The 20,070-nt window shown below is 68.3% G+C and carries 17 protein-coding genes; 3 read left to right on the top strand and 14 right to left on the bottom strand.

The features are described from left to right. Positions 1-53 precede the first annotated feature (53 nt). From ACPCK6_RS23150 to ACPCK6_RS23160, 3 genes are read right to left on the bottom strand one after another with little or no spacing between them, the layout of a single operon-like run. A complete protein-coding gene (locus ACPCK6_RS23150; RefSeq protein ID WP_423482203.1) occupies positions 54-1,781 on the bottom strand; it encodes an AIPR family protein in 1,728 nt (575 codons plus the stop codon). 40 nt (positions 1,782-1,821) lie between these two features. After that, positions 1,822-3,015: an McrC family protein gene (locus tag ACPCK6_RS23155; protein WP_423482204.1), complete on the bottom strand. Its 1,194-nt coding sequence runs from the start codon at positions 3,013-3,015 to the stop codon at positions 1,822-1,824. After that, the gene (locus ACPCK6_RS23160; protein ID WP_423482205.1) at positions 3,012-5,096 is read right to left on the bottom strand and encodes an AAA family ATPase; all 2,085 of its coding nucleotides are present in this window, start codon (positions 5,094-5,096) and stop codon (positions 3,012-3,014) included. Before ACPCK6_RS23160 ends, ACPCK6_RS23155 begins: the two co-directional genes overlap by 4 nt. 57 nt (positions 5,097-5,153) lie before the next feature. Between ACPCK6_RS23160 and ACPCK6_RS23165 the strand changes: the two genes are divergently transcribed. Then, on the top strand, positions 5,154-5,837 hold the full coding sequence (locus tag ACPCK6_RS23165; RefSeq protein WP_423482206.1) for a DUF429 domain-containing protein: 684 nt from the start codon (positions 5,154-5,156) through the stop codon (positions 5,835-5,837). Positions 5,838-5,996: 159 nt separating this feature from the next. Further along, positions 5,997-9,797, top strand: a complete 3,801-nt coding sequence (locus tag ACPCK6_RS23170) for an AAA family ATPase (protein WP_423482207.1) — start codon at positions 5,997-5,999, stop codon at positions 9,795-9,797. 9 nt (positions 9,798-9,806) lie between these two features. Here the strand turns inward: ACPCK6_RS23170 and ACPCK6_RS23175 are convergent, their stop codons facing one another. Further along, positions 9,807-13,808 (bottom strand): Eco57I restriction-modification methylase domain-containing protein, encoded by a 4,002-nt coding sequence (locus tag ACPCK6_RS23175; RefSeq protein ID WP_423482208.1) that lies wholly within the window; start codon positions 13,806-13,808, stop codon positions 9,807-9,809. 310 nt (positions 13,809-14,118) lie between these two features. Here ACPCK6_RS23175 and ACPCK6_RS23180 point away from each other — a divergent pair, with 310 nt between their 5' ends. Further along, entirely contained in the window at positions 14,119-14,952 is an 834-nt protein-coding gene (locus ACPCK6_RS23180) for an exonuclease domain-containing protein (protein ID WP_423482209.1), read from the top strand. A gap of 23 nt (positions 14,953-14,975) precedes the next feature. Here ACPCK6_RS23180 and ACPCK6_RS23185 read toward each other — a convergent pair whose 3' ends face one another. From ACPCK6_RS23185 to ACPCK6_RS23225, 10 genes are read right to left on the bottom strand one after another with little or no spacing between them, the layout of a single operon-like run. Continuing rightward, on the bottom strand, positions 14,976-15,779 hold the full coding sequence (locus tag ACPCK6_RS23185; protein WP_423482210.1) for a DUF6082 family protein: 804 nt from the start codon (positions 15,777-15,779) through the stop codon (positions 14,976-14,978). 33 nt (positions 15,780-15,812) lie between these two features. Further along, positions 15,813-16,427, bottom strand: coding sequence for a DUF6879 family protein (locus tag ACPCK6_RS23190; protein ID WP_423482211.1), 615 nt, complete (start codon positions 16,425-16,427; stop codon positions 15,813-15,815). After that, on the bottom strand, positions 16,420-16,689 hold the full coding sequence (locus ACPCK6_RS23195; protein ID WP_030500187.1) for a hypothetical protein: 270 nt from the start codon (positions 16,687-16,689) through the stop codon (positions 16,420-16,422). The genes ACPCK6_RS23190 and ACPCK6_RS23195 overlap by 8 nt, the downstream gene beginning before the upstream one ends. 30 nt (positions 16,690-16,719) lie before the next feature. Further along, positions 16,720-16,980: a hypothetical protein gene (locus tag ACPCK6_RS29735; protein ID WP_514132362.1), complete on the bottom strand. Its 261-nt coding sequence runs from the start codon at positions 16,978-16,980 to the stop codon at positions 16,720-16,722. Further along, entirely contained in the window at positions 16,875-17,357 is a 483-nt protein-coding gene (locus tag ACPCK6_RS23200) for a PIN domain-containing protein (RefSeq protein ID WP_423482212.1), read from the bottom strand. The genes ACPCK6_RS29735 and ACPCK6_RS23200 overlap by 106 nt, the downstream gene beginning before the upstream one ends. Positions 17,358-17,367: 10 nt before the next feature. Then, complete coding sequence (locus tag ACPCK6_RS23205; RefSeq protein ID WP_084212991.1) at positions 17,368-17,883, bottom strand: helix-turn-helix domain-containing protein; 516 nt, start codon at positions 17,881-17,883, stop codon at positions 17,368-17,370. Positions 17,884-17,943: 60 nt separating this feature from the next. Further along, positions 17,944-18,204 (bottom strand): hypothetical protein, encoded by a 261-nt coding sequence (locus tag ACPCK6_RS23210; RefSeq protein ID WP_030500184.1) that lies wholly within the window; start codon positions 18,202-18,204, stop codon positions 17,944-17,946. Then, positions 18,204-19,277 carry an oxidoreductase gene (locus ACPCK6_RS23215; RefSeq protein WP_030500183.1) on the bottom strand — a complete coding sequence of 358 codons (1,074 nt, stop codon included), beginning with the start codon at positions 19,275-19,277 and terminating at the stop codon, positions 18,204-18,206. Before ACPCK6_RS23215 ends, ACPCK6_RS23210 begins: the two co-directional genes overlap by 1 nt. Further along, entirely contained in the window at positions 19,274-19,633 is a 360-nt protein-coding gene (locus tag ACPCK6_RS23220; protein ID WP_423482213.1) for a globin family protein, read from the bottom strand. Before ACPCK6_RS23220 ends, ACPCK6_RS23215 begins: the two co-directional genes overlap by 4 nt. Beyond that, positions 19,624-19,878 carry a hypothetical protein gene (locus ACPCK6_RS23225; RefSeq protein ID WP_030500181.1) on the bottom strand — a complete coding sequence of 85 codons (255 nt, stop codon included), beginning with the start codon at positions 19,876-19,878 and terminating at the stop codon, positions 19,624-19,626. The genes ACPCK6_RS23220 and ACPCK6_RS23225 overlap by 10 nt, the downstream gene beginning before the upstream one ends. Positions 19,879-20,070 lie beyond the last annotated feature (192 nt).

Here is a 20,070-nt window from a genome sequence, read left to right on the forward strand (position 1 = left end):
TGGCATCAGGATCGACAAGAATCAGCAGGTACCGAGCGGAACACCGCAACAGCCTACGACGGAAGCGCGAGAGCTCCACGGCGCACCCGCTCGGCGAAGCGTTCGGTACGCACCAGATCGCTCAGCAGCGCACCCGCCCGCTCCGCTTCCGCCTCCTTCTGCGCCGCGATCACCACGGAAAGCAACTCGCGGAAGTGATGCTCAGAGTCCAGGGGGTTCCAGACCACGTTGAGGATCTTGTCGCACGCGTCTTTCCCCGCAGACCCGTGAGGCCAGGGCCCGGTGCCGACCAGCCGAGCTTTCAACGCGGCGAGCAGATGATGGCGTGCCGCGCGGTAGCCCCAGAATGCCCGCTTGTTCCGGAACAGCCACTCAAGTCGATAGAAGGCGGCGGCGGTCGTGTAGTACACGCGGGGGTCTTGGTTGGGCTGGAAGAGCATTTTCTCGTGCTTGCTCTTCAGTCGTGCGTATCGGCCTGTGCCCGCAGGCTCCTCAAGAACCATCGCCGCGTACGCCTTCGTCAACTGGGGGCGTGTGATGATCCGGGTCCGCTCGACGCTGGCCTCGCCGCTGAACTGACGGGAACGTCGTTCGTAGTACAGCCGGCGTGGCTCGGATTGGGCGACGAAGAAGTCCTCGAGCTTCTTGTGGAACGACTCGCGGGCCGCGAGATCGTCCTCGCTGACTGCCGTTTGCCGGTTGGTGGCTGCGATGATTCCGCCGATCACGTCCTCATCGTTGGATTGAATCAACCGAACGTTGACGTACACCCCGTCTGACAGGCTCTCCCGCTGGTCGAACAAAACGTGGCAGGTTTGGCACCCGTTGACAATCTGAAAGTCGCGGATGTGGACCTCTTCGCCTGCCGTCGTCATCTCTCTCGCGACGATCGTGATCCCGTTGTTCAGTACCGCGAAGCGACCACGACGATCTGCGTCTCGAAGAGTTCGACGAATCTCGGAGTTGACCGAGTTGTAACCTTGGAAGTCGCGAACGTTCTCGTAGAACAGAATCTTACGAATCCCGCCGTGAGGGTCGGTGAGGACCTTCTCGACCAACTTCCGAGCGTCGAGCAAGCCAAGAAATGCCTGGTCGACGCCGGGGATCTTCGGTAGCGGGATTCGCCTCGACATGTTGAAGCTCGCGCCGACCGCCTCCGACGCCTTTCGGTAGAGGTCTCGCAGTTGGTCGGCACCGACCGCACGGAACTCTACGTCCTCAAATATGTTGAGCTCGCGTAGCCGCTTCGCCGCGGCGAGCCGCTTCTCGTCGAGCAAGTTGTCGCCGGGACGGCCGGTGGTGACATAGTGAACGGAAAGCTTCGGCAGATTCTTCCTGAACTTGCTCACGTCCTCGTACACCGCGTCACGGCAGGCCCGCAGATTGGCAACGTCCTCCGACCGCTTGTAGGTCATCGGTTCGCGTCGGAAGACCTGGACAAGGTTGTCGGCGAGGTCGGTGAAGACCTTGGTCTCGAATCTCTCGCTGCGCTTGGCCTGGATGATGACGAAATGGACGTCCAGTTGCCTGGCCTTCCGTACCGCTTCCCGGAGTTCGTCAGCATCACCGAAGAGGTCGCCGTTGACGACCACTGCGGCAACGTCGATGCCCAGATCGTCGCCACCGCCCATGCGGAACTGGTCAGGGTTGAAGTTGTCCTCGTGGTAGCTGCTCAACACGCAGTAGCCGGCGAACGCTTCGAACGCCTCGGCATTGTTGAGCGCAGTCAGCTCCTGATCCTCCTGGAACTTCTTGGTCCATCCCTCGAGGATGATGTCCACGGGACCTCCCGACACCTCGGTAACCGACTGCGAAGTCACCCTAGCGAAGAGCAACGCTCCATGCAGGATCCGAATGGGCGATCTCATCTGCCAGCACGCGGATCCGCGTGAGAAGCTCCACCGGATCGGCACCAAGGTGCAGCGCGTGGCAGACGATCTCTATCCCAGCGTTGCTGACGACGTGCCGGACTGGCGGATGCTCGCCCGACGGGTAGACCAGGTGTCCACGCGGCAGTCGATAGGCGACGCAGTAGGCGAGCATCTGGTAAGCATCCTCGCGGACCGCGTCGGCCTTGTACTTCGCGTCCGCCACCGCGCCGACATCGCCCGTACCGTCCCGCCACAGGATGTCCGGCCTCAGTTCCAAGCGGCGCCCCCCGTCGAGGTGGTGGCGGGCTTGAAGCACAACCTTGCCACCATGCGCCGACTCGATGGCCGCGCGGAGCGCGATGGAGAGGAAGTCCTCATACACCCGCCACATGTCGAGCAGGAAGGCATTGGCGAGGACGCCACCCCGGCCCGCCTCGATGGAGGCGCCGGCGAGCACCAGCTCAGCGAGTCGAAGCGCAATGCGCAGCCGCTCGTTGAGCCGGCTCGGATGCCATGTCGGCGCGGGCTCCCCCGGCCGCAGCCGGGTGACCCCGGCAAACCGCGCGGCCAGATGGCGGAGCATCCGCCGGGATCCGGCATCGATCCCGGGTACGCGCAGCATCTGGTCGACCGCGGTGACGAGGATGCGGTTCTCCGGGATGTCGACCGTGTAGTCGTCGTGGCGGATTTCCAGCGGCGACGTCAGACCCGCTCGCCGGCTCAGTTGTGCGGTCTCGCGGAGCCGACCGCGAAGGACCGGCGAGGTTTCGTCGACCGATCGGTAGCCCTGCAGCAACCCTTGACGGAGAGCGCGATTGGTCTGCCGCCAAAGCGCGGCAGCGAGCGCCGGCACCAGTCCAGCATGTTCGGTGAGCGGCACGCTCTCCTCACGCCAACCCTTCGGGTTGCGGGCATACCCGATGAGGAAGAGCAGTCGCGCGATCGGCACCTTCGGCTCGATGTGCAGTTCAACTCCGCCGACCCGGGCCGCACCGACCTTCCTGCCGGCGCGCACGCTCCATACCCCGGCGGCCGGGCCAGGGCGTACGTCGACGACCTCGGACGAGGCGAGCCGACGCGCGTCGTCAGCGCCGAGGCGCACCTGCACCGGAGGTCCGGCCTCGCGTACCTGGATCAGAGTCATGATTGGTGCGGCAGCGACTGGCGCAGCACGTCGAGGCCGTACTGCTGCTCGACATCTATGTCGTCGGCGTAGTGGTGCTCGACGAGCAGTGGCAGGATGTCGTGCCGCCACACCCGGTCGAGGCCGGCCGGCTTGACGTGGACCGACTCCCGCATCAAGTACGACGGGCCGATTGCATAGTCGGCGTCGGCGAGCCGACCGTTGAGCGCGTCGAGCAGTTCCGGGGCGTCCGACGTGAAGCCCTCCCGCTCCAGCCAACGACGTAGCAGCCCGGAGACCGGCGCTTTCGCCGGGTGCAACTCGACGAACGCGAATCGCCGCCGCATCGCCGCGTCGACCAGGGCGATGGACCGGTCGGCGGTGTTCATGGTGCCGATGAGGTAAAGGTTCGCCGGGAGCGTGAAGTCCTCGGCCGAGTACTGCAACCGGATGCGCTGGTCGCGGTACTCGAGCAGGAAGTACAGCTCACCGAAGATCTTCGCCAGATTACCCCGGTTGATCTCGTCGATGATCAGGATGTATGCGGTGGAGGGGTGCTCCCGGGCATCGTCGGCGAGCTGGCGCAGCGGGCCGGAGGAGAGCTTGAAGCGCAGCGTCCCGTCGTCGCCGCTCTCCGGCCGGAAGCCTTCAAAGAAGTCCTCGTAGGTGTAGGAGGGGTGAAACTGGATGAGCTTCACCGCGTGCGGCTCGGTCAGCCGGGTTGCCAACTTCTGGGCCAGGTATGTCTTGCCGGTGCCCGGCGGGCCGTACAGGATCACCTGCCGCCGCTCCGCGAGCAGGTCGCGCAGGTCGGTCAGCCAGTCAAGATCGGTAAGCAGATCGACGGCCGTCCGCGCGGCCACCTCGGCAAGCCGCGCCTCGGGGACCGGCTCGACCACGGGTTGCTCGGGCATCAGTTCGGCGTAGAGCCGCTCGAGAGCGTCGAGCGCGTCGGTGAGGTCGATCAGGTCGTCCTGGCTCTGGGTGAGGGTGGGCAGAGGACCGGTCAGGTCGGTCAGATCACGGGGCGATCCGACGTTGAGCCACCGCGTTGGCCGGCGGAGATTGGATCGCCGGTCCGGTGACTCCACAAAGTAGGCCGGTCCGTCGATCTGGCCCAGATACACCGCGCCCCGATGCATGGTCATCAGGTAGTCACCCGGGCGCATCTTGCGCAGGAACGCGTTGAAGTAGCCGAGCAACTTCTCCCGCACCGAGTAGCTCTTGTGCCGGTATTCCTCCTCGACGATCTGCTGTAGACGTTGTGGCTCGATCTCCTCGTCCAGCTCCGGCAGCTGCGACGCCGCGAGCGACACCCATCCATGCGCCAGCCACTCCGGCACGAGGTCGACGCCGTCGACGTTCGACCCACGCACCAGCCAGGCCCGCCGGGCCGCAACCTCCGGCGGAACCGCCTCAGCCTCAGCCAGCCGCTCTCGAAGGAAGTCCACGGTGATCCGCTGCTCTGGGTTGGCGTGCCGGCCCTCGAATTCGATGCCCTCCTCGATCAACTGCCCGCGGACGTCGCCGCCCCGGTACTTGAAGTGCTGGTGCATCGCCGGCGGAACCTGGCCGTCGGCTTGGAGAACTCGGTGCGAGTTCTCCACAAAGGTCTCTGCGAGCAGGTAAGCGATCTCATCAGCTGTGCCCTCGAGCAAATCGGCGATGTCTTCATACGAAGTCCACGACCCTCCGGGTACGAGTTCCAGGACACTCGCGATCGTGTTCAGCCTGGTCTCGTACTTCCTGCGGGCCTCCTTCCGGCGGCGGTAGATATCGCGGCAATGCGTACCGATGTAGGTGTACAGCTTTTCGGTCTGGTCACCAAAGACTTCAAGGGCGGTACGGCCCGGGGGCGTGATCCACCAGTAGTTGTCGCGCTTCACCATCAAACCAGCGGTCGCGGCGTCGCCGGTCTTGAACCGAATGCCGACCACCCAGGCCGGCACGCCACTCTTGTGCGGCCGCATCTCCGCCTCACTCAGGTCGATGCGTTTCGCGACCTCATCGAGCACTTCCTTGCCGTGCATCCGCCCGCCGCTGTCGCGTAGCACCTCCAGCGCGGTGCGCACCAACAACCCGTACCGGACACCCTCGGACATCAGCCTGACCTTTCGGACGTAGCGACCGGCGATCAGGACAGCCTACGGTCGGTCGACATGACGGAGCTACGGGTGCTCGGCGTGGACGCCTGCAAGGACGGCTGGGTGGCGATCGAGCTGCATGGCGGCTCCTTTGCGGGAGCACACATCGCGGCCGACCTGCCAGCGCTGCTGGCGGAGCGTGATGACCTCGAAGTGGTGGGCATCGACATGCCGTTGGGGCTTGCCGAGGCCGGGTGGCGTAAAGCCGATACAGCGGCGGCTGCCGCTCTGGGCACGGCGCGAAGCACGGTTTTTCGGGTGCCGCCGCGACCGGTCTGGCGGGAAGAGGTGTACGAGTCAGCGGTCGAGCGCTGCCGGGAGATCACCGGCCAGGGCTTCAGCCGGCAAGCATGGGCCCTGCGCGCCAAATTGCTGGAGGCCAACGCCTACCGGGACAGCGAGCGGCATCAGGTCTACGAGGTGCATCCGGAGGTGTCATTCAGGGCGATAGGCGAAGGCCGCCCGCTGGTGCCCAAGAAGACGTGGCAGGGCCAGATGCAGCGGCGCGACCTGCTCCTGAAGATCGGCATCGAGGTGCCCACGGAGCTCGGTGCCGCAGGGCGAGCCGGCCCGGATGACGTGCTGGACGCCGCTGCCGCCGCCTGGAGCGCTCACCGCATCGCAACAGGACGCGCCGTCAGCTACCCGGACCCGCCGGAGGCCTCCGCGGCCGGAGATGCCATCGCCATCTGGTGCTGAGGATCCTGGCGGGTCGGCAGCCGCCATCGACCAAAAGTCTCAACCGGTGCGTCGCCCGTTTATTTGGGACATCGCTCATCATCACCGTGCGATATACAGGGTGCCCGCCCGGGCCCGACAACCGCGGCCGTCGGGCCCTCTCGCGAAGGGTTGATTGCGATGAGCGCTGGCCTGCACCTCTCGGTACGAGTGCCGTGGCACGACGGCGGTTGGGCCGGAACCGTCTGCCAGCGGCCCTTGGACAACGCGTCGTGCGTCCTGCTCAAGAACATCGGAGAAGCCCGGGACGACGAGTACGAGACTGCCCACGCCGGCAAGCCGCTTGAGTTGGTCAACCCCAACCGCCTCCCGTGCGTCGGCGAGCGTGCCTCCTTCATGAGCCCGCACAGCTTTCAGCTCGTTAAGGAACATCCGTACCGCTTCACGCCGGCGCTCAAGGGTCGGCTTCAGGCGACGCCTGTGGTGGTGCCCGCGTACGGGGTGCATGCGACGCCGTACTTCTGGCTGCACCGCGACAACGTTCCGAAGGTGCTCCGGGCGGTCGACGTCGAGTACCGCGAGGAGCTCGAGGAATTCGTCAACGAGACACTGAAGTTCAAACCGCAATGGGTGATCCACGGCGACAACCAGCGAGCGCTGATCAGTCGCTTCTTCGCCGAGATCCAACCTGGCGGCCTGATCTTCTTCTACCTGAAGCACTCTCCGTTCACCGCAGCCGGTACGAGTGGGGGACGGAGTCTGCTGGTCGGTGCGGCCCGAATCACCGACGTCGACCTGCCGGATGTCTGGAAAACGACGGGGGAGACGCCGTTCCCCAACCACATGTGGGAGACCAACGTCCGGCATTCGCTCCGGCCTGACGGTGTCGAAGGCGTCCTACTGCCGATGGCCGAGCTGGCCGCTCTCGAACTCGATCCAGAGGACCTTGGCGACGCCCTGGCGTGGGCGCCGGAGTATGGCAGCCGCGAGTTCATGTATGTCACTGAGCACGTCTCCGACGACACCGCCATCGCGGCGCTGGAGCGGCTGTATCGAGCAGCGGAGCGCTGCCTGGAACTGGGCCTGGAGGTGCCGCGGGCCTCGATGGACTGGCTCTCGGGCCGCATCGCCGAGCTCTGGACGATGCGCGGCCCTGCTCCCGGCCTTGGCGCCGTCCTGGAGGCCCTGTCAGTGCCGCACGGTCCGGTGGTGGCCCGCGCCATCTCTCGGCTGACCCCGGAGGGCGTCGACCCCTGGGACTTCCTTGATCAAGCCATGGAAACGCCCGCGAAGCTGAGCCCGGACCTCGCGAAGAAGCTGAGCGGCACGCCGCGAAAGGTGTGGCGGGACCTGAGCGACGACGAGCTTCGGTTCCTGAAGCTGCTGTCGCGGTTCAACCTCACCATCGAACAGGCCGCCACGCTCATGGCCGGCGACACCGAGATTGCCCTGGAGCACGCAGAACTCCTCGAAGACCCTTACCACGCGTACACCTGCCTGTTGGGTGGGCTGGCCGAGGTTGCCTTCGACGTCATCGACCGCGGCTGCTTTCCCGAGGCCTCGGTGCGTGCCGCGTTTCCGATCGACGAGCCGTCGGCGATGGTCGACGCCGCGGACGAACGTCGGGTACAGGCGCTGCTGACCGCTGTCCTCGAGGAAGCGGCATCAAACGGCGACACGCTGGTGCCCCTCGACCGGATGCTCGCCGCCGTTCAGGAGCGACCCTTGGTCGAGCCTTGCCCCCTGACCGAGCAGGTACTACGGGCGCACGATCTTCACCCGTCGATGCTCGCCTACGACGAGGAGTCGCCCTACTGGCCGCCGGTGTGCGGGACGCTGCTGGCAGACGGCACACCGGCGTTCAAGCTGACACGCCTGGAGACGACGAGCCGCGTCATCCGAGGGACAGTCGACGCCCAGCTGGCCAAAGCCCGGCGCGAGGCACCGGAGGATGTACGGGCGGTGCTCGAAGAGGCGCTTCCCCTCTACAAGACGGACGACGCCGCGGACGCGGAGGCTGAGCGACGGGCCCGCGAGGAGAAGGCGGCGGCGCTCGACGAGTTGTTCCGCGCGCCGTTGACGGTCCTCAACGGCCGGGCCGGCACCGGCAAGACCACCCTGATCCGAGCTCTCGCCAATCACCCGGCGGTGCACGGCGCTGGTGTCCTGCTCCTCGCTCCCACCGGTAAGGCACGGGTGCAGCTCACCAAGAAGGTGAAGCTCCCCGCACAGACCCTCGCACAGTTCCTCGGCAGGTACGGACGCTACGACGCGGACACCGGCACGTACTGCGTCGATGGCAGCCGGCCCAAGGCGCCCCGGTTCGGCACGGTGATCGTCGACGAGTCGTCCATGCTGACGGAGGAGCAGCTCGCTGCTCTCCTCGATGCGCTGCACGCGCCCGACCGGCTCGTCCTCGTCGGTGACCCACGCCAGCTGCCACCGATTGGAGCAGGCCGACCGTTCGTCGATCTCATCAACCGGCTCGTGAGTGTGTCGGAAGTGCCGGCCTTTCCGAGGGTCGCCTCCGGCTATGCCGAACTCACCGTGCTGCGGCGCCAGTCCGGCCAGGTCCGCGATGATCTCATGCTCGCCGGATGGTTCGCCGGCGACGAGATTCCGGACGGCTTCGAGGAGGTCTGGCAGCGCCTGCGTCAGGGCACCGAGATGGAGACCCTTGCGGCCCGTCCGTGGGGGACTGCCCGCCCGGAGCAGGCCATCGACGATGCGTTGGCCGCTGAACTCGGCATCACCGGGCCGAAGGCATCGGCGCAGTTCGAGCTCTCCTACGGCGGCCGGGAGAACGGGCCCTGGGTCAATTTCCCCACCGGCGGCGATGGGGCCGGAGAGCGTTCCGAGGCATGGCAGATCCTCTCCCCCACCCGGACGAATCCGTGGGGCACGATCGAGGTGAACCGTCGCCTCAAGCGCAAGCATCGCGGCAAGGCGCTCAAGGACGCGTTGCGTCCACCGTATGAGCGCAGGGTGCCCGCACCTATCGGCGCCGAGCAGATCGTGCTCGGGGACAAGGTGCTCAACAATCTCAACCAGCGTAAGAAGGCCTGGCCTGCCGGCCCCGACACGCTGCACTACGTGGCGAACGGTGAGATCGGCGTTGTCGTCGGCCAGGTGGGTCGCCCGAAGGGGGCAGCCCCGCGTTTCACGAACGTCGAGTTCTCCTCGCAGGTCGGCCACACGTACGGCTACTCAGGAGATGCCGAGGACAACCCGGCACTCGAGCTCGCGTGGGCGATCACCGTGCACAAGGCCCAGGGCTCGGAGTTCGGCAAGGTCTTCGTACTGCTGCCCGGATCATCGCGGCGCCTGTCTCGGGAACTGCTCTACACGGCGCTCACCCGGCAGAAGGAAAAGGTCGTTCTGCTTCACGAAAGGCCCATCGCCGAACTGTTCGAGCTGACCCGATCCACGGGGTCGGAGACGGCCCGGAGGCTCACCGACCTGTTCTCGGCTCCCGCGCCGCGAGCGGTGCTGTTGCCCGATGGCACAGCGGCGGGTGTGCTCGACACCAATCTCATTCACGTCGCACCCAACGGCGTCCTCGTGCGGAGCAAGAACGAGGTGATCATCGCCGCTATCCTCGAGAACCTCGTGCCAGGCAGCTGGGAGTACGAGAAGCCACTGATATTTGACGAGGTCACCCGCTTCCCCGACTTCACCATCACCACCCCCGAGGGCCGGTCCGTCTACTGGGAGCACCTCGGCATGATCGAGAACCCGCAGTACCGGGCGGCCTGGGAGCGGAAGCTCGCCTGGTACCGGGAGCAGGGCATCGTGCCCCACCAGGAGGGCGGTGGTCCAGCCGGGACGCTCATCTGGACCGAGGATCAGCACGGGGTCGACGTACCGGCCTGGACCGAGTCGGCCCGATCGGTGCTGGGGGCAGGCACGACCGGCCCACGGATCCCGTCCAGGCGGGCGGCCAAGAAGGCGGCACCGAGCGCGGCCCGGGCCCGAGACTGATGCAACGCGTCAGGCGCCGGCAGCCGGATGACGCCGCCCGTGTCCGGGGGCGGGGTTCAAGAGGGGCGAACAGGGCCGGCCCAGCTGGATGCTCCGGGCCATGGCGTCGTAACGCTCAAGGATGAGCCGCTTCATCCGATACTCGCCGCGAGTTCGTTCCTCGCGCTGGCGGAAGACGGTAAAGGTGTCGAGGACGTGGTCGACCTCGTCTCGGGTAAGGCCGTAGAGCTGGAAGTAGGCGGCGTCCAGCTCCGCGCGGATCAGCTCACGCCGCTGGGGGTCCCAGACGAACGGCGGCCCCTCGTCACCCAGGTCGCGGGCGTACGGCGTGAGGTCGTCGGCGGTGTAGGTCAGCTCCAGCACCCGAGCGGTGATCCATGCCGCCAAATCCAACGCTCCAGGATCCCACGGCACCGGCCGCTCGTAGCTCTCCGGCGGCAACACCGGCAACTGCTTGAGTACGAAGTACGCCAGTGAGGTACCGGAAAGCTTCTGCCGCGTCACGTAGTCGGCGATCATCGCGCTGAGATTCGCGTGCAAGCAGGCGGCAGGCGCGACGGGAAACATCACCGGGAACTTGTGGCCGATACCTGACCTCGGAACCACCGCCGGGATCAGCGAGCGCTCGTCGGTGCTTCGACAAATATCTCGCCAACCGAGCAGCCAGCCGCGCGGCCACCGCTGTCCGAGCCGGTCCGCCACTTCCTGCTCGGCCACCCAGTAACGAGGCAGTGCGGTTGCAGCCGGATCACGGTGGGCGTCGTCGTCGAGCCTGGGCAACGTGCCGACGTTGAGCTGCGCTTCGGTGGCTCCCTCGTACGTGCCGAGCCGGTGGTCGAAGTGGTGCACCATCTTCGCCTCGTAGAGGGGCAGCATTCGTTCCCGTCCCTGGACGAAGATGTTGCGATCGAGCTGCCAGCCCGTTTGGAGGAGTCGATCGAAGGTGTGGAACAGGCCCGAGTCGGTGGCCATGTTGAACAGGCCCTGACGCATCCGGAGCCGCCAGGGGTTGCCGTTCGGATCGTCCTCCCGCCAGAGCACCGGCAGGCGACGGTAGATGCCCAGGGTGATCTCGGCGTCCCGGCGGGACGGAAAGACCGGGCACGTTCCGGTGTTGGGATTGAGCAGGCCGATCTCGGCCGGCGTCAACCGGTAGGCCCGAGACGCGATGTCCGAGACCTGCCGGGCCCGGAAGGCGAGGGAAATCTCGGGAGTCCGCCGCTTGGTGCCACCCAGCGTCAGCAGCGCGAAGCGAACACGGTGATCGACCCCCTCGAAGAGCTTCTCCTCGTTCTCGAAGTCGTGGAGAGAAACCAGGCTCTCTCTCGTCACCACGTCCTTGAAGAAGGCTTGGGTGGTCGCGTCGGTCGCGATACCGGTGGGCAGGATCATCCCGAGCAGGCTCGTCGGCGCGGCGATGACGCGCGTGGCTTCCGCGAACACCGCGTAGGTGTTGAGCCGCCCCGCGCCCGTGAGCGGGTACCGCCCCGAGGAACGGACCAGATGGCTCACCCCGCTCACCTCACGTTGGGCGGTGAGCAGCTCGCCGTAGAGGTCCTGCCCGTGCATCTGTCCACCCGTCCGCAGGGCTCGGATGAGCTCCCGGCGGGCGCCGGCGTGCTGCGCCCCGGCGATCTCCTGGTCACGGCCGGCGAAGAACTCCTCCTGCTTGAGTTCGATCTTCTCCCACGGTGGGTTGGTGAGGAGGCAGGAGAAGCCGCCCGTCCAGCCGGTCGCCGGGTCGGCGCCGGCGCCGTCGGGTGGTACCGGGAAGATGTGCGGGAACTCGATGTGCCAATGGAAGAAGCGGTACTGGCGGCTCATCGTCCGGACGACCTGGCGTGCCGCCTCGACCGCGCTGCCGCGCTCGCCCTTGGCCAGCCGTTCCAGCATCCCCTCGGTGATCGCGTACGGGCGGGTGCGCTCGGTCTTCGGCCCGACGAACGCGGCGCACCACGCGTCGGCGATCAGTCGCTTACGCTTGCGGTCCTCGTCCAGCGACTCGGCGCGTTTGGCCTGGACGTGCACGTCGGCCAGTGACTCGCAGGGCGCGAGGTGGGCGATCGCCCGCGCCTCCTCGGCGAGGTCGAGGTTGGCACCCCCGGCGTCCCCGAGCGGTCGCTGGCCGCGCCGCTCAGCGGCGTTCTGCTTGCGCAGAGCGTTGACCACTGCGCGGTCGTCGCCGTCGAGGGCGACGAAGGCCGTGTCGGGAACGCCACCGCGCAGCAGCGCCGGCGTTGCTCCGAGGAGAGAGTTGCCGACCCGAATGTTGGCGTCGAGATAGCCCAACGGCTTGCCGGGTTCGAACGCCTCCAGCCAGAGCGACACCTTCGCCAACTCCGCTGCCATCTCGTTCAGCTCAACTCCGTAGCAGCACCGGCTCACGACGGTACGCAGCGCGATCCGGACGGCGTCGACGCTGGGCTCCGGCTCGTCGGTCTGCTCGGCCGCCAGCCGCTTGGCGATACGCCGGGCGGCGGCGATGAGGAAGTGCCCGGACCCGACCGCCGGATCGCAGACGGTGATGTCGAGCAACGCGGCCTCCCGCTCAACACGGGTGGGCTTGTCGCAGGCCTCGTCGAGCAGCGGTTCGAGCGTGGAGTCGAGGAGGCTGTCGACCAGCGCGGCCGGGGTGTAGTAGCTGCCGCTCTTCTTGCGGTCGTTGCCGTTGAGCCTCGAGAAGTGGAACCGCCTGCGGGACGCATCCCAGTGAGGGTGCAACTCGAGGAGGGCCTCGTAGACGCTGCCCAACTCTTCGGCGCCGAGATGCCGGAAGTCGACCAATTGCCGCCCGCCGTGGCGCTTGGCAAGGACGCTCAACGCCTCGACTGCCTGAAGCAGGGCAGCGTTGGTCAGTTCCGCGCCGCAGAGCGGCTGATCAAGAACGCTGTGCTCGAAGATGCCGCCGATGCCAGGCAGGCCGACCGTCCGGGAGCCGGCCTCCGACCCGAGGATGCGAAACACGAGCTTGACGCTCTGCCAGAGGTCGCCGTGGCGCGAATGGCGCCGCACCACGGCCAGCTTGCGCAGTCGCTGCGACGACAGGTACCCCTCGTATCGCCGGCGTGCGGCCTGGTCGGCGGCCGGGTCGAGCAGCAGGTCGCGATCCTCCACGACCATCCAGAAGAGCAGCTTGTAGATCATCCGGAGCAGCGATCGTTTGAAGTCGGCCAGCGACAGTTCCGTGCCGATAACGTCCCGGAGGTGCTGGTTGGCCGGGTGGTCGAGGAAGCCCGTGCCGAGGATCTCCAGCGCGACCTCGACACCGCCGCGCAGTCGGGTGAGTGCTCGCTCGCCCTGCTTTGCGCCGTACGCCCGCCACTGCTCCAGCAGGCAGGAGGGCGGTCCGATCTGCTCGTCGCGGACCTTGAGACGGCTGGCGTGCGCCATCCGGAAGAGCAGCACGAAGTCCGCGAACAGCTCCCCCTCGAAGATCGACTGAAGGTCGAACTCGATGTACGACGAGCCGACGAGGCTGGTCGAGTCGCGCAGTAGCCGCATCCGTTGGCCGTTCGACAGCACGGCCCACAGGTGCTGGTCGCTCCGGTTCAGCAACTGCTGGACCATGGCGTGCGGCGCCGCGCCCGCGGGCCCGCCGGCCCGGCCGACCCGCCGATCGAGGTCGGCGTGCCACGGCAGCAGGTGCATCGGCACGGTGCGTCGCCACCAGTGGCTGACGGGAAAGGATCGTTCGTCGACGGGGATGCCGCCGGCCAGCGGCTCATAGTCGCCGTAGTGCAGCTCGCGCAGCAGTGGGCGGAGCCACTCGTCCCGGGTCAGTCGCGCAAGGAACGCCGAGCCGCGCGCCCGCCGCTTCGTGAAGTCCGCGTAGGTGTCGCGCAGGTAGAGGTACTTGGCGTTGGCCAGGCGCCGCACGGATTCGCCGGCGGCGAGGTCGTAGGAGACGGGATCGATGCCGGGAACGTCGGGATCGCCCTCGCCGATCCGCTGCACCACGCCACCGGGCAGCAGAGCCCCGACCACCTGCACGGCTGGATACGACAGCGCCACGTCCGCCCTCCCCAGGTCGGCAGAACCCAGAGCTGACACCGAGTGAAGCATTGATCACTTTCGGTGTTGGACCGAGACTATAGATCTCCCTCCATGCCTACAAGCCCGAGGTCGGCGACCTGCTGTCGCATTGCCGTCGCAAGCGACTACCACCAGTGGGTGCCGCACCAGAGATCGCCCGTGTCGCCGTTGACGCCAGACAACCCGGCGCGCCCCACCAACGAAGGGTTACCCCTGACCGTCCACATTGGTCCAAGCCGACTCCGGCCGGTGGTGTCGCCGGTGGGACCGATGAACCAAGATCTTCACAATGATCAACAGGTACTCGGGTAGCTGCGGTAGTTGCTGGAAGCGGGTGGAGGCAGGAGCTGGCCAGGCGGTCAATGTCGGTGGCAGCTGGACGGCTTACCACCACGAGTGCGCACCGGTCAGAACCGCACCGCCGGCGGGTACTCACCACGGCTGGCACGAGATGCCGGTGGTGGGTTTCGACATCGAGGGCACGGTGGACGAGCCGACAACCACCCGCATCCTCTCCGCCGCGCTGGCGTACGCCGACGGCACCACGTCGCAGTGGCTCATCAACCCAGGTGTGCCGATCCCGCCTGATGCGACCCGCATTCACGGGATCACCGACGAGATGGTGCGTAGCGCCGGAAGGCCGCCCCGGGAGGCGCTGGCCGAGTTGGGCACGGCGATCGCGAAGGTGATCGCCGGCGGCACGCCGCTCGTCGCGTTCTGCGCCCATTACGACGTCACCGCGTTGCACACCGAGCTGGCTCGCCACGCGCTTCCGCCGCTGGACTGGGACGGCGCCGTCATCATCGATCCTTCGATCCTGCACAAGGAGGTCGAGCCCCGCTGGTACGACGGCCGGCAGCTCGGCGACCTGTGCAGGTACTACGGAGTCGACCTCACCTCGGCTCATGACGCCGCGAGCGATGCCCGCGCCGCTCTCGGCCTGGCTCTGTCGATCGCGGCCCGTCACGAGCGGATCGCCCGGATGCGCCCCGACGCCCTCCATCAGGCGCAGGTCACCTGGTATGCCGAGCAGAAGCGGGAACTTCAGGAATACTTCGACCGGCAGGGCCGCGACGAGAAGGTCAGCTTGGAATGGCCACTGGAGACCAGGCGACGCCGATAAGCCGTGCTCGGGCGGGGGTTCCGCTATCCACGCCTGCCGTTCGCGCGGCGCCGTGCGAGATAGTGGCCCGCGAGGGCTACGCCGCCGCCGATGATGACACCTATCGCGAAGTGGGCCGGGCGGCGTCGGGCAGGGGCATGCTGCCCGCCCGCAGGACCGGAGTCGGCCTGGCGGTGGCTCGGCCCGGCGGGAGCGCTCACCGCGTCGATCGCCGGACCAGCAGCGATGGCTGCCTGGTAACTCCGCTCCATGACGGTGGTGAAGCGACGGGCCCGCCGAGACGTCTCCGCCTTCATCCGCGGGCCTCTCGCCTCCGCCCAGAAGCGCCGCCCGGCCGCGCCCTTGAAGAACTGATCGGCGAGCACTTCCAGGTGGGGCTCGCTGAGGGCATCCACCTCCCACATGAGCTGCCAGTGGGACACGATCAGGTTGGTGTAGACGTGCTTGCGGAACCAGGCCAGGTCCGTCGACCCCTCGATCGGGCCCCAGCACTCCAGCAGCCCCGGGTCGTCGATGGCCATCTTGAGCAGGTCGGTATGCAGACCCCGTAGCGCCTGCTCGCGTGCCGCCTTGGCCTCCCTCGTCTGCACGACCAGGGAGGCGGCCACTCCGATGAGCGCGAGACCGGCGAGGATGGCGGAGGCGGCCCCGTAGGCCTGACCGACGTTGCCGAGCAACGGCCAGTCGTAGCCGGGTCGCTCACCGATCCAGTACAGGCCGACCGGAGAGAGAAGCACCGCGGCGAGCATGGCCAGCACGGCGAGCAGTAGTGCAGTCGGCATCGCCGACCGGCGGGCCAGCCCGGCGACCGAACGCTCTCGGGGCACGCCGCCTCCACGCTTGCTGGTGGAGGCAGGCTACTACAGGGGGGCGACGGGTGGCCGCCGCCCGTCGACCTCGCGATGGAAGAAGGACTCGAACGGCTCGGCCCTGGCGAGCAGCGTCCGCACCTGGGACCGGCAGCCCTCGACGATCTCCGGCTGGACGAACTTGTCGGCGCCGACAGGAGCGCCGGACTCGTCGTAGCGGACGTCGTAGACGGCCTTACCGCCGGCCACCATCAGCTCCGGGACGATGCCGTGCTCACGCTCCAACTCCGACACTCCGTCGGCCGTCAGCACACGGATGCGCTCACCCGCCTCGGCCCGGAAGCGGAGGAAGTTCAGCTCCCAGATCAGGTACGGCGTGAGCGGCAGCTCCACGATCCGCAGGCGGTGCAGCCCGGAACCCCGCCCGTGGAGGTCGGCGAAGAACTGCGCCAGCTCGGGGTCGGGTCGGGCGGCGATCTTCAACGCCTCGTCCCACCTGCCGGCCGCGAACGCCTCCCAGCTCGGGCTGCCCGGCTCGCGGAACGTCTGGATCCGCTCCGTCTTGAGGATCGGCCCGTCCACGGACTCCACCGTCGCGTAGAAGTCCGCCTCGTACTCCGGCAGGCTCAGCCGCTGCCCGGACGCGGCTCGAAGCAGGTCACGCATCCGGGATGTCCGGCTTCGCCGCGAGAATCATGCTGCGGGGGATGACGACCAACCGCTCGCCATCGCCGACGCTGACGCCTTCCGGCAGTTGCCCGGCATAGGCGTCCGTCAGATCCCGACCGATGACCGCGACATCGCCGTTCGACAGCTCCCAGATGTCAGGACAGGTGGTGGTGCCGCCGCTCTCCCCCAGCTCGGCAGCCGAGCGGCCGAGCCGCCGCGCGAACGCCGCAGTCGGGTCCGCGTCCCATCGAGTAGCCATGGCCATCTCCCACAGTCACGGATCGAGCACTCAGAATAGCCACATCGTGCCGTAGCGCAGCGCGGTCGTCTCCAGATTTTCTCGCTCCGAAGACACTCCTCGGTGCCCGTGGCAGCCGATCAACGGCCGTCTGCCAGGTCGAGGGAGACCCGGTGGGCGAACCGGATCGCATCCGGCCAGGCCACTCAGGACGTCGTCCACACTGAGCCTCGGCCGTCCGCCCCTTCCGGTGGCCTCCGCCTGCTGAGCGACGATGTCTGCGATTCGTTCCGGGGCATCGTCCAGCAGCATGCAGAGAAAATCATCCGGATGCAGTGCCTCGATGGCGTACGGCGCGAGCGCACGGTCGGGGAAGTCAGAAGGTTGGCGGTGACGATCATCTCCGCGTCGGCGGCGGCGAGCACGTGGCGATCTTTGGGATCGTTGGTCATCTCGGCGATGAGGTGCTCATGCCCTGAGACCATCGCTTCGGGGAAGTGCTCCCGCATGACCTCGATCCTGCGTTCAGCCTTGACGCCGAGTACGGAAGGCGGGAGGTTCCGGCGAACCTCATCGAGGATCGCCCGGGTCCAGAGCGGGCGATACAGGTCCTGCTCGGCGCAGCGCAGCAGGGTGTCGGCGAGCACGCTGGGCACGAGGACGCAGGCGTCCAGCACGGCAACGATCATCGGCGGGCGGTCACTCGTCCGACTGATCGCCTGACGACTGGCGCCCGCGCCGGATCGCTTCGTCGTAGACGCCCATGTCGATCGCGTCTGCCGTCAACTCGTCCAGCGCTTCACGGCGTGCCCTCGATCGGCGCTCTTTGTAGGCCAGCACGTCGTGCAAGCCGACCCGGCGGCTGGAGTTGGGGCGGGTGTGAGGCAGCACGCCGTCATTCATCAGCTTGACCACCGTCGGGCGGGTCACGCCCAGAATGGCGGCGGCCTCTCCAGTCGAGAGTTCGACGTTCTCCGCCATGACCCGCACCGGCCGCCCCCGCCCGAGGATCGACACGACCTCGGCGAGGGCTTCGCCCACCACCGCCGGCACATCGACCGGCTCTCCCCCGTCGACGATCAGCTGCAGCCGCCGCCCCCGGAGCGATCGCCGGGCGAAGCGTCTCAGCTCATCCCCGTTGGGGGCCGACCCGCCTGCGGGTACCACCGTCACAAGATCCTCCGACGTCATCGATCCCGTCATCACGATACCCACCAAAGCGAAAAAAACGATAGAGACAGCGCGGGAACTGCGGGTAGCTTCGCGCCGCCCGGGTCAACCGCCGCCCTGGCGTTTCGCGGCGCACTCGGCCTGCCAGGTGCGGAGGGCCTGCTTGAGGCGGCGGTTCTCCTCCCGCACGAGATCGAGCCGCCGGTTCCGCTCTCCCACCTCGTAGGCGAGCCGGTGCAGCAGGGCGTGAACGTCCTCGGGCCGGTAGCCGCGCCGTCCGAGCGGCGTGCGGGGCAACTCGACGGCGGCGAGCCGGTCCGCGGTGAGCGGGCCGGAGAGGGCGTTGCGGCTGCGGTAGACGCCCATCAGCCCGGGAACCCGTCGGGCAGGTGGGTCCGCTCGGCCGGGACACCGGCGGCGAGCAGCCGCAGCCGCGACCCGGCGACCATCAGCGGCGGCCCACACACATAGACCTCCTGGTCAGGTCGATGGTGGTCCAGTGCGACGGTGAGCGCGTCGCCCCGCTCCCCCGGCTCGGCGAGCGGATCGTGCGATAGGGCGGGCACGACGGTCAGCCAGTCGTGGGCGCACTGGAGTTTGTCCAGGCTGATCGAGTCGTAGAGGTCGGCGAAGGTGCGCGCCCCGACGACCAGGGTCAACAGCCGCCCGGCCGGTGCCGCGGCGACCTGTTCTACCAGGGCGCGCAGCGGCGCCAGCCCGGTGCCTCCGGCGGCCAGCAGCAGGTCCGCGCGCGACGCCGGGTCAAGCTCCAGGCCGGTGTCGTGCGGCGGGCCGAGCCAGAGCCGGTCGCCGGGGCGTACCGTGTGGAGCAGGGCGCGGGAGACGGCGGCGACCGCCCGGACGTGGAATTCCAGGGTGCCGTCGGGGCGCGGGGCGTTGGCCGGTGAGTACCAGCGCCACCGGCCCGGCCACCGCTCGGTGCAGACCGGCACCGCCTGGCCGGGCCGGAACGGCAGGCGACGCCACGGGCGTACGGTCAGGATGGCGATGCCATCGGCGGGCCGGTCGTGGCCGACGACCTGGGCCGGCCACCAGGCCGGGCCGTCGTCCACCCGTGCCGCGCTGCCGGTCACCGCCGCCGACGCCCGCCGGGCCGCCCGCGCCCAGGCCGCCGCCAGCTCCGGGGTCCACGGTGCGTGGCGGGCGACGGTCGCGGTGAGCGCGGCCTCGATGGTGAGCTGGTGCGGCAGCAACCGGTAGCGGCGGTAGGCCCGGCCGAGCACGGCCAGCAGCGCCGCCCGCCCGGCCGGGTCGTCACCGCCGGCGGCCAGCCGCCCGAGCGCGGCGAGGAACACGGCCGCCTCCCGTTCCGGCAGCGTCCCCGGGCAGCGGTCCTCGACCGTGCACCAGAAGTGGTCGGCCGCCGCGCGGGCGTACCGCAGGGTGGCGGACCACGACGCGGCGAGGGCGGCGGTCACGAGCCGGCCTCGTCCGCGAAGGCCCGCCGGGCCGCGGCCACCGCGCCGGCCGGCACGTCGAGCGCCCACAGCGCCCCGGCCAGATAGTCGACCACCCGGCGGTGGTGCGCCTCGGTCAGGCCCAGGCCGCGCCACGCCCCGGCCGCCGGCCGGGCGATGTCGCCCGCTGGCCCGCCCAACGCCACCGTGAGAGTGAGCGCCAGGTGCCCGGCGAGCCGGGCCCGATCAGCCCCGATGAGGTACGGCGCCAGCTCGGCGTCCGCCGCCACCAGCCGCAGCCACCGGGCCACCGCGTCCCGCACCCCCGCCGGCCCGAGCCCGCCAACGGAGTACGCCCCGAGCCCGGTCACGCCCACGGCCAGGCGTCCGGGTCACCGGCGGCGACCAGCTCATCGACCCGAGCCTCGGTGACCTCGGCCGCGCGCAGCGTGCCCCGGCCCCAGCGCGACAGCCGACACGGATGCGGCACCCGCTCGCTGCGGCACAGTGGACCCGCCGGCCACTGCTCCGGCGCGTGCACCACCATCGCGCGTACGGCCAGCGCCACGTCCTCGTCGCTGACCGGGGTGAACACCGGGAAGTCGTCCAGCACCGCCGCCATGAGAGCCCTTCCGTCGAGATCGCAAAGTGGAACGGCACCGGAGCGGGCGGGGACGGCGGGCACGCTCGGGTAACGCCCCACCGGAGCCCAGCACCCGCCCCGGGCCATACGTCCACCCTGGTCAGCGCGGCGCTCGTGCGGTACGACTACGCTCTGCACCTATGCTGTACCAGCTCTGAAGTCGAGCCACTA

The organism is Micromonospora sp. AB353 (genome assembly GCF_049538395.1).
Lineage (GTDB): Bacteria > Actinomycetota > Actinomycetes > Mycobacteriales > Micromonosporaceae > Micromonospora > Micromonospora aurantiaca.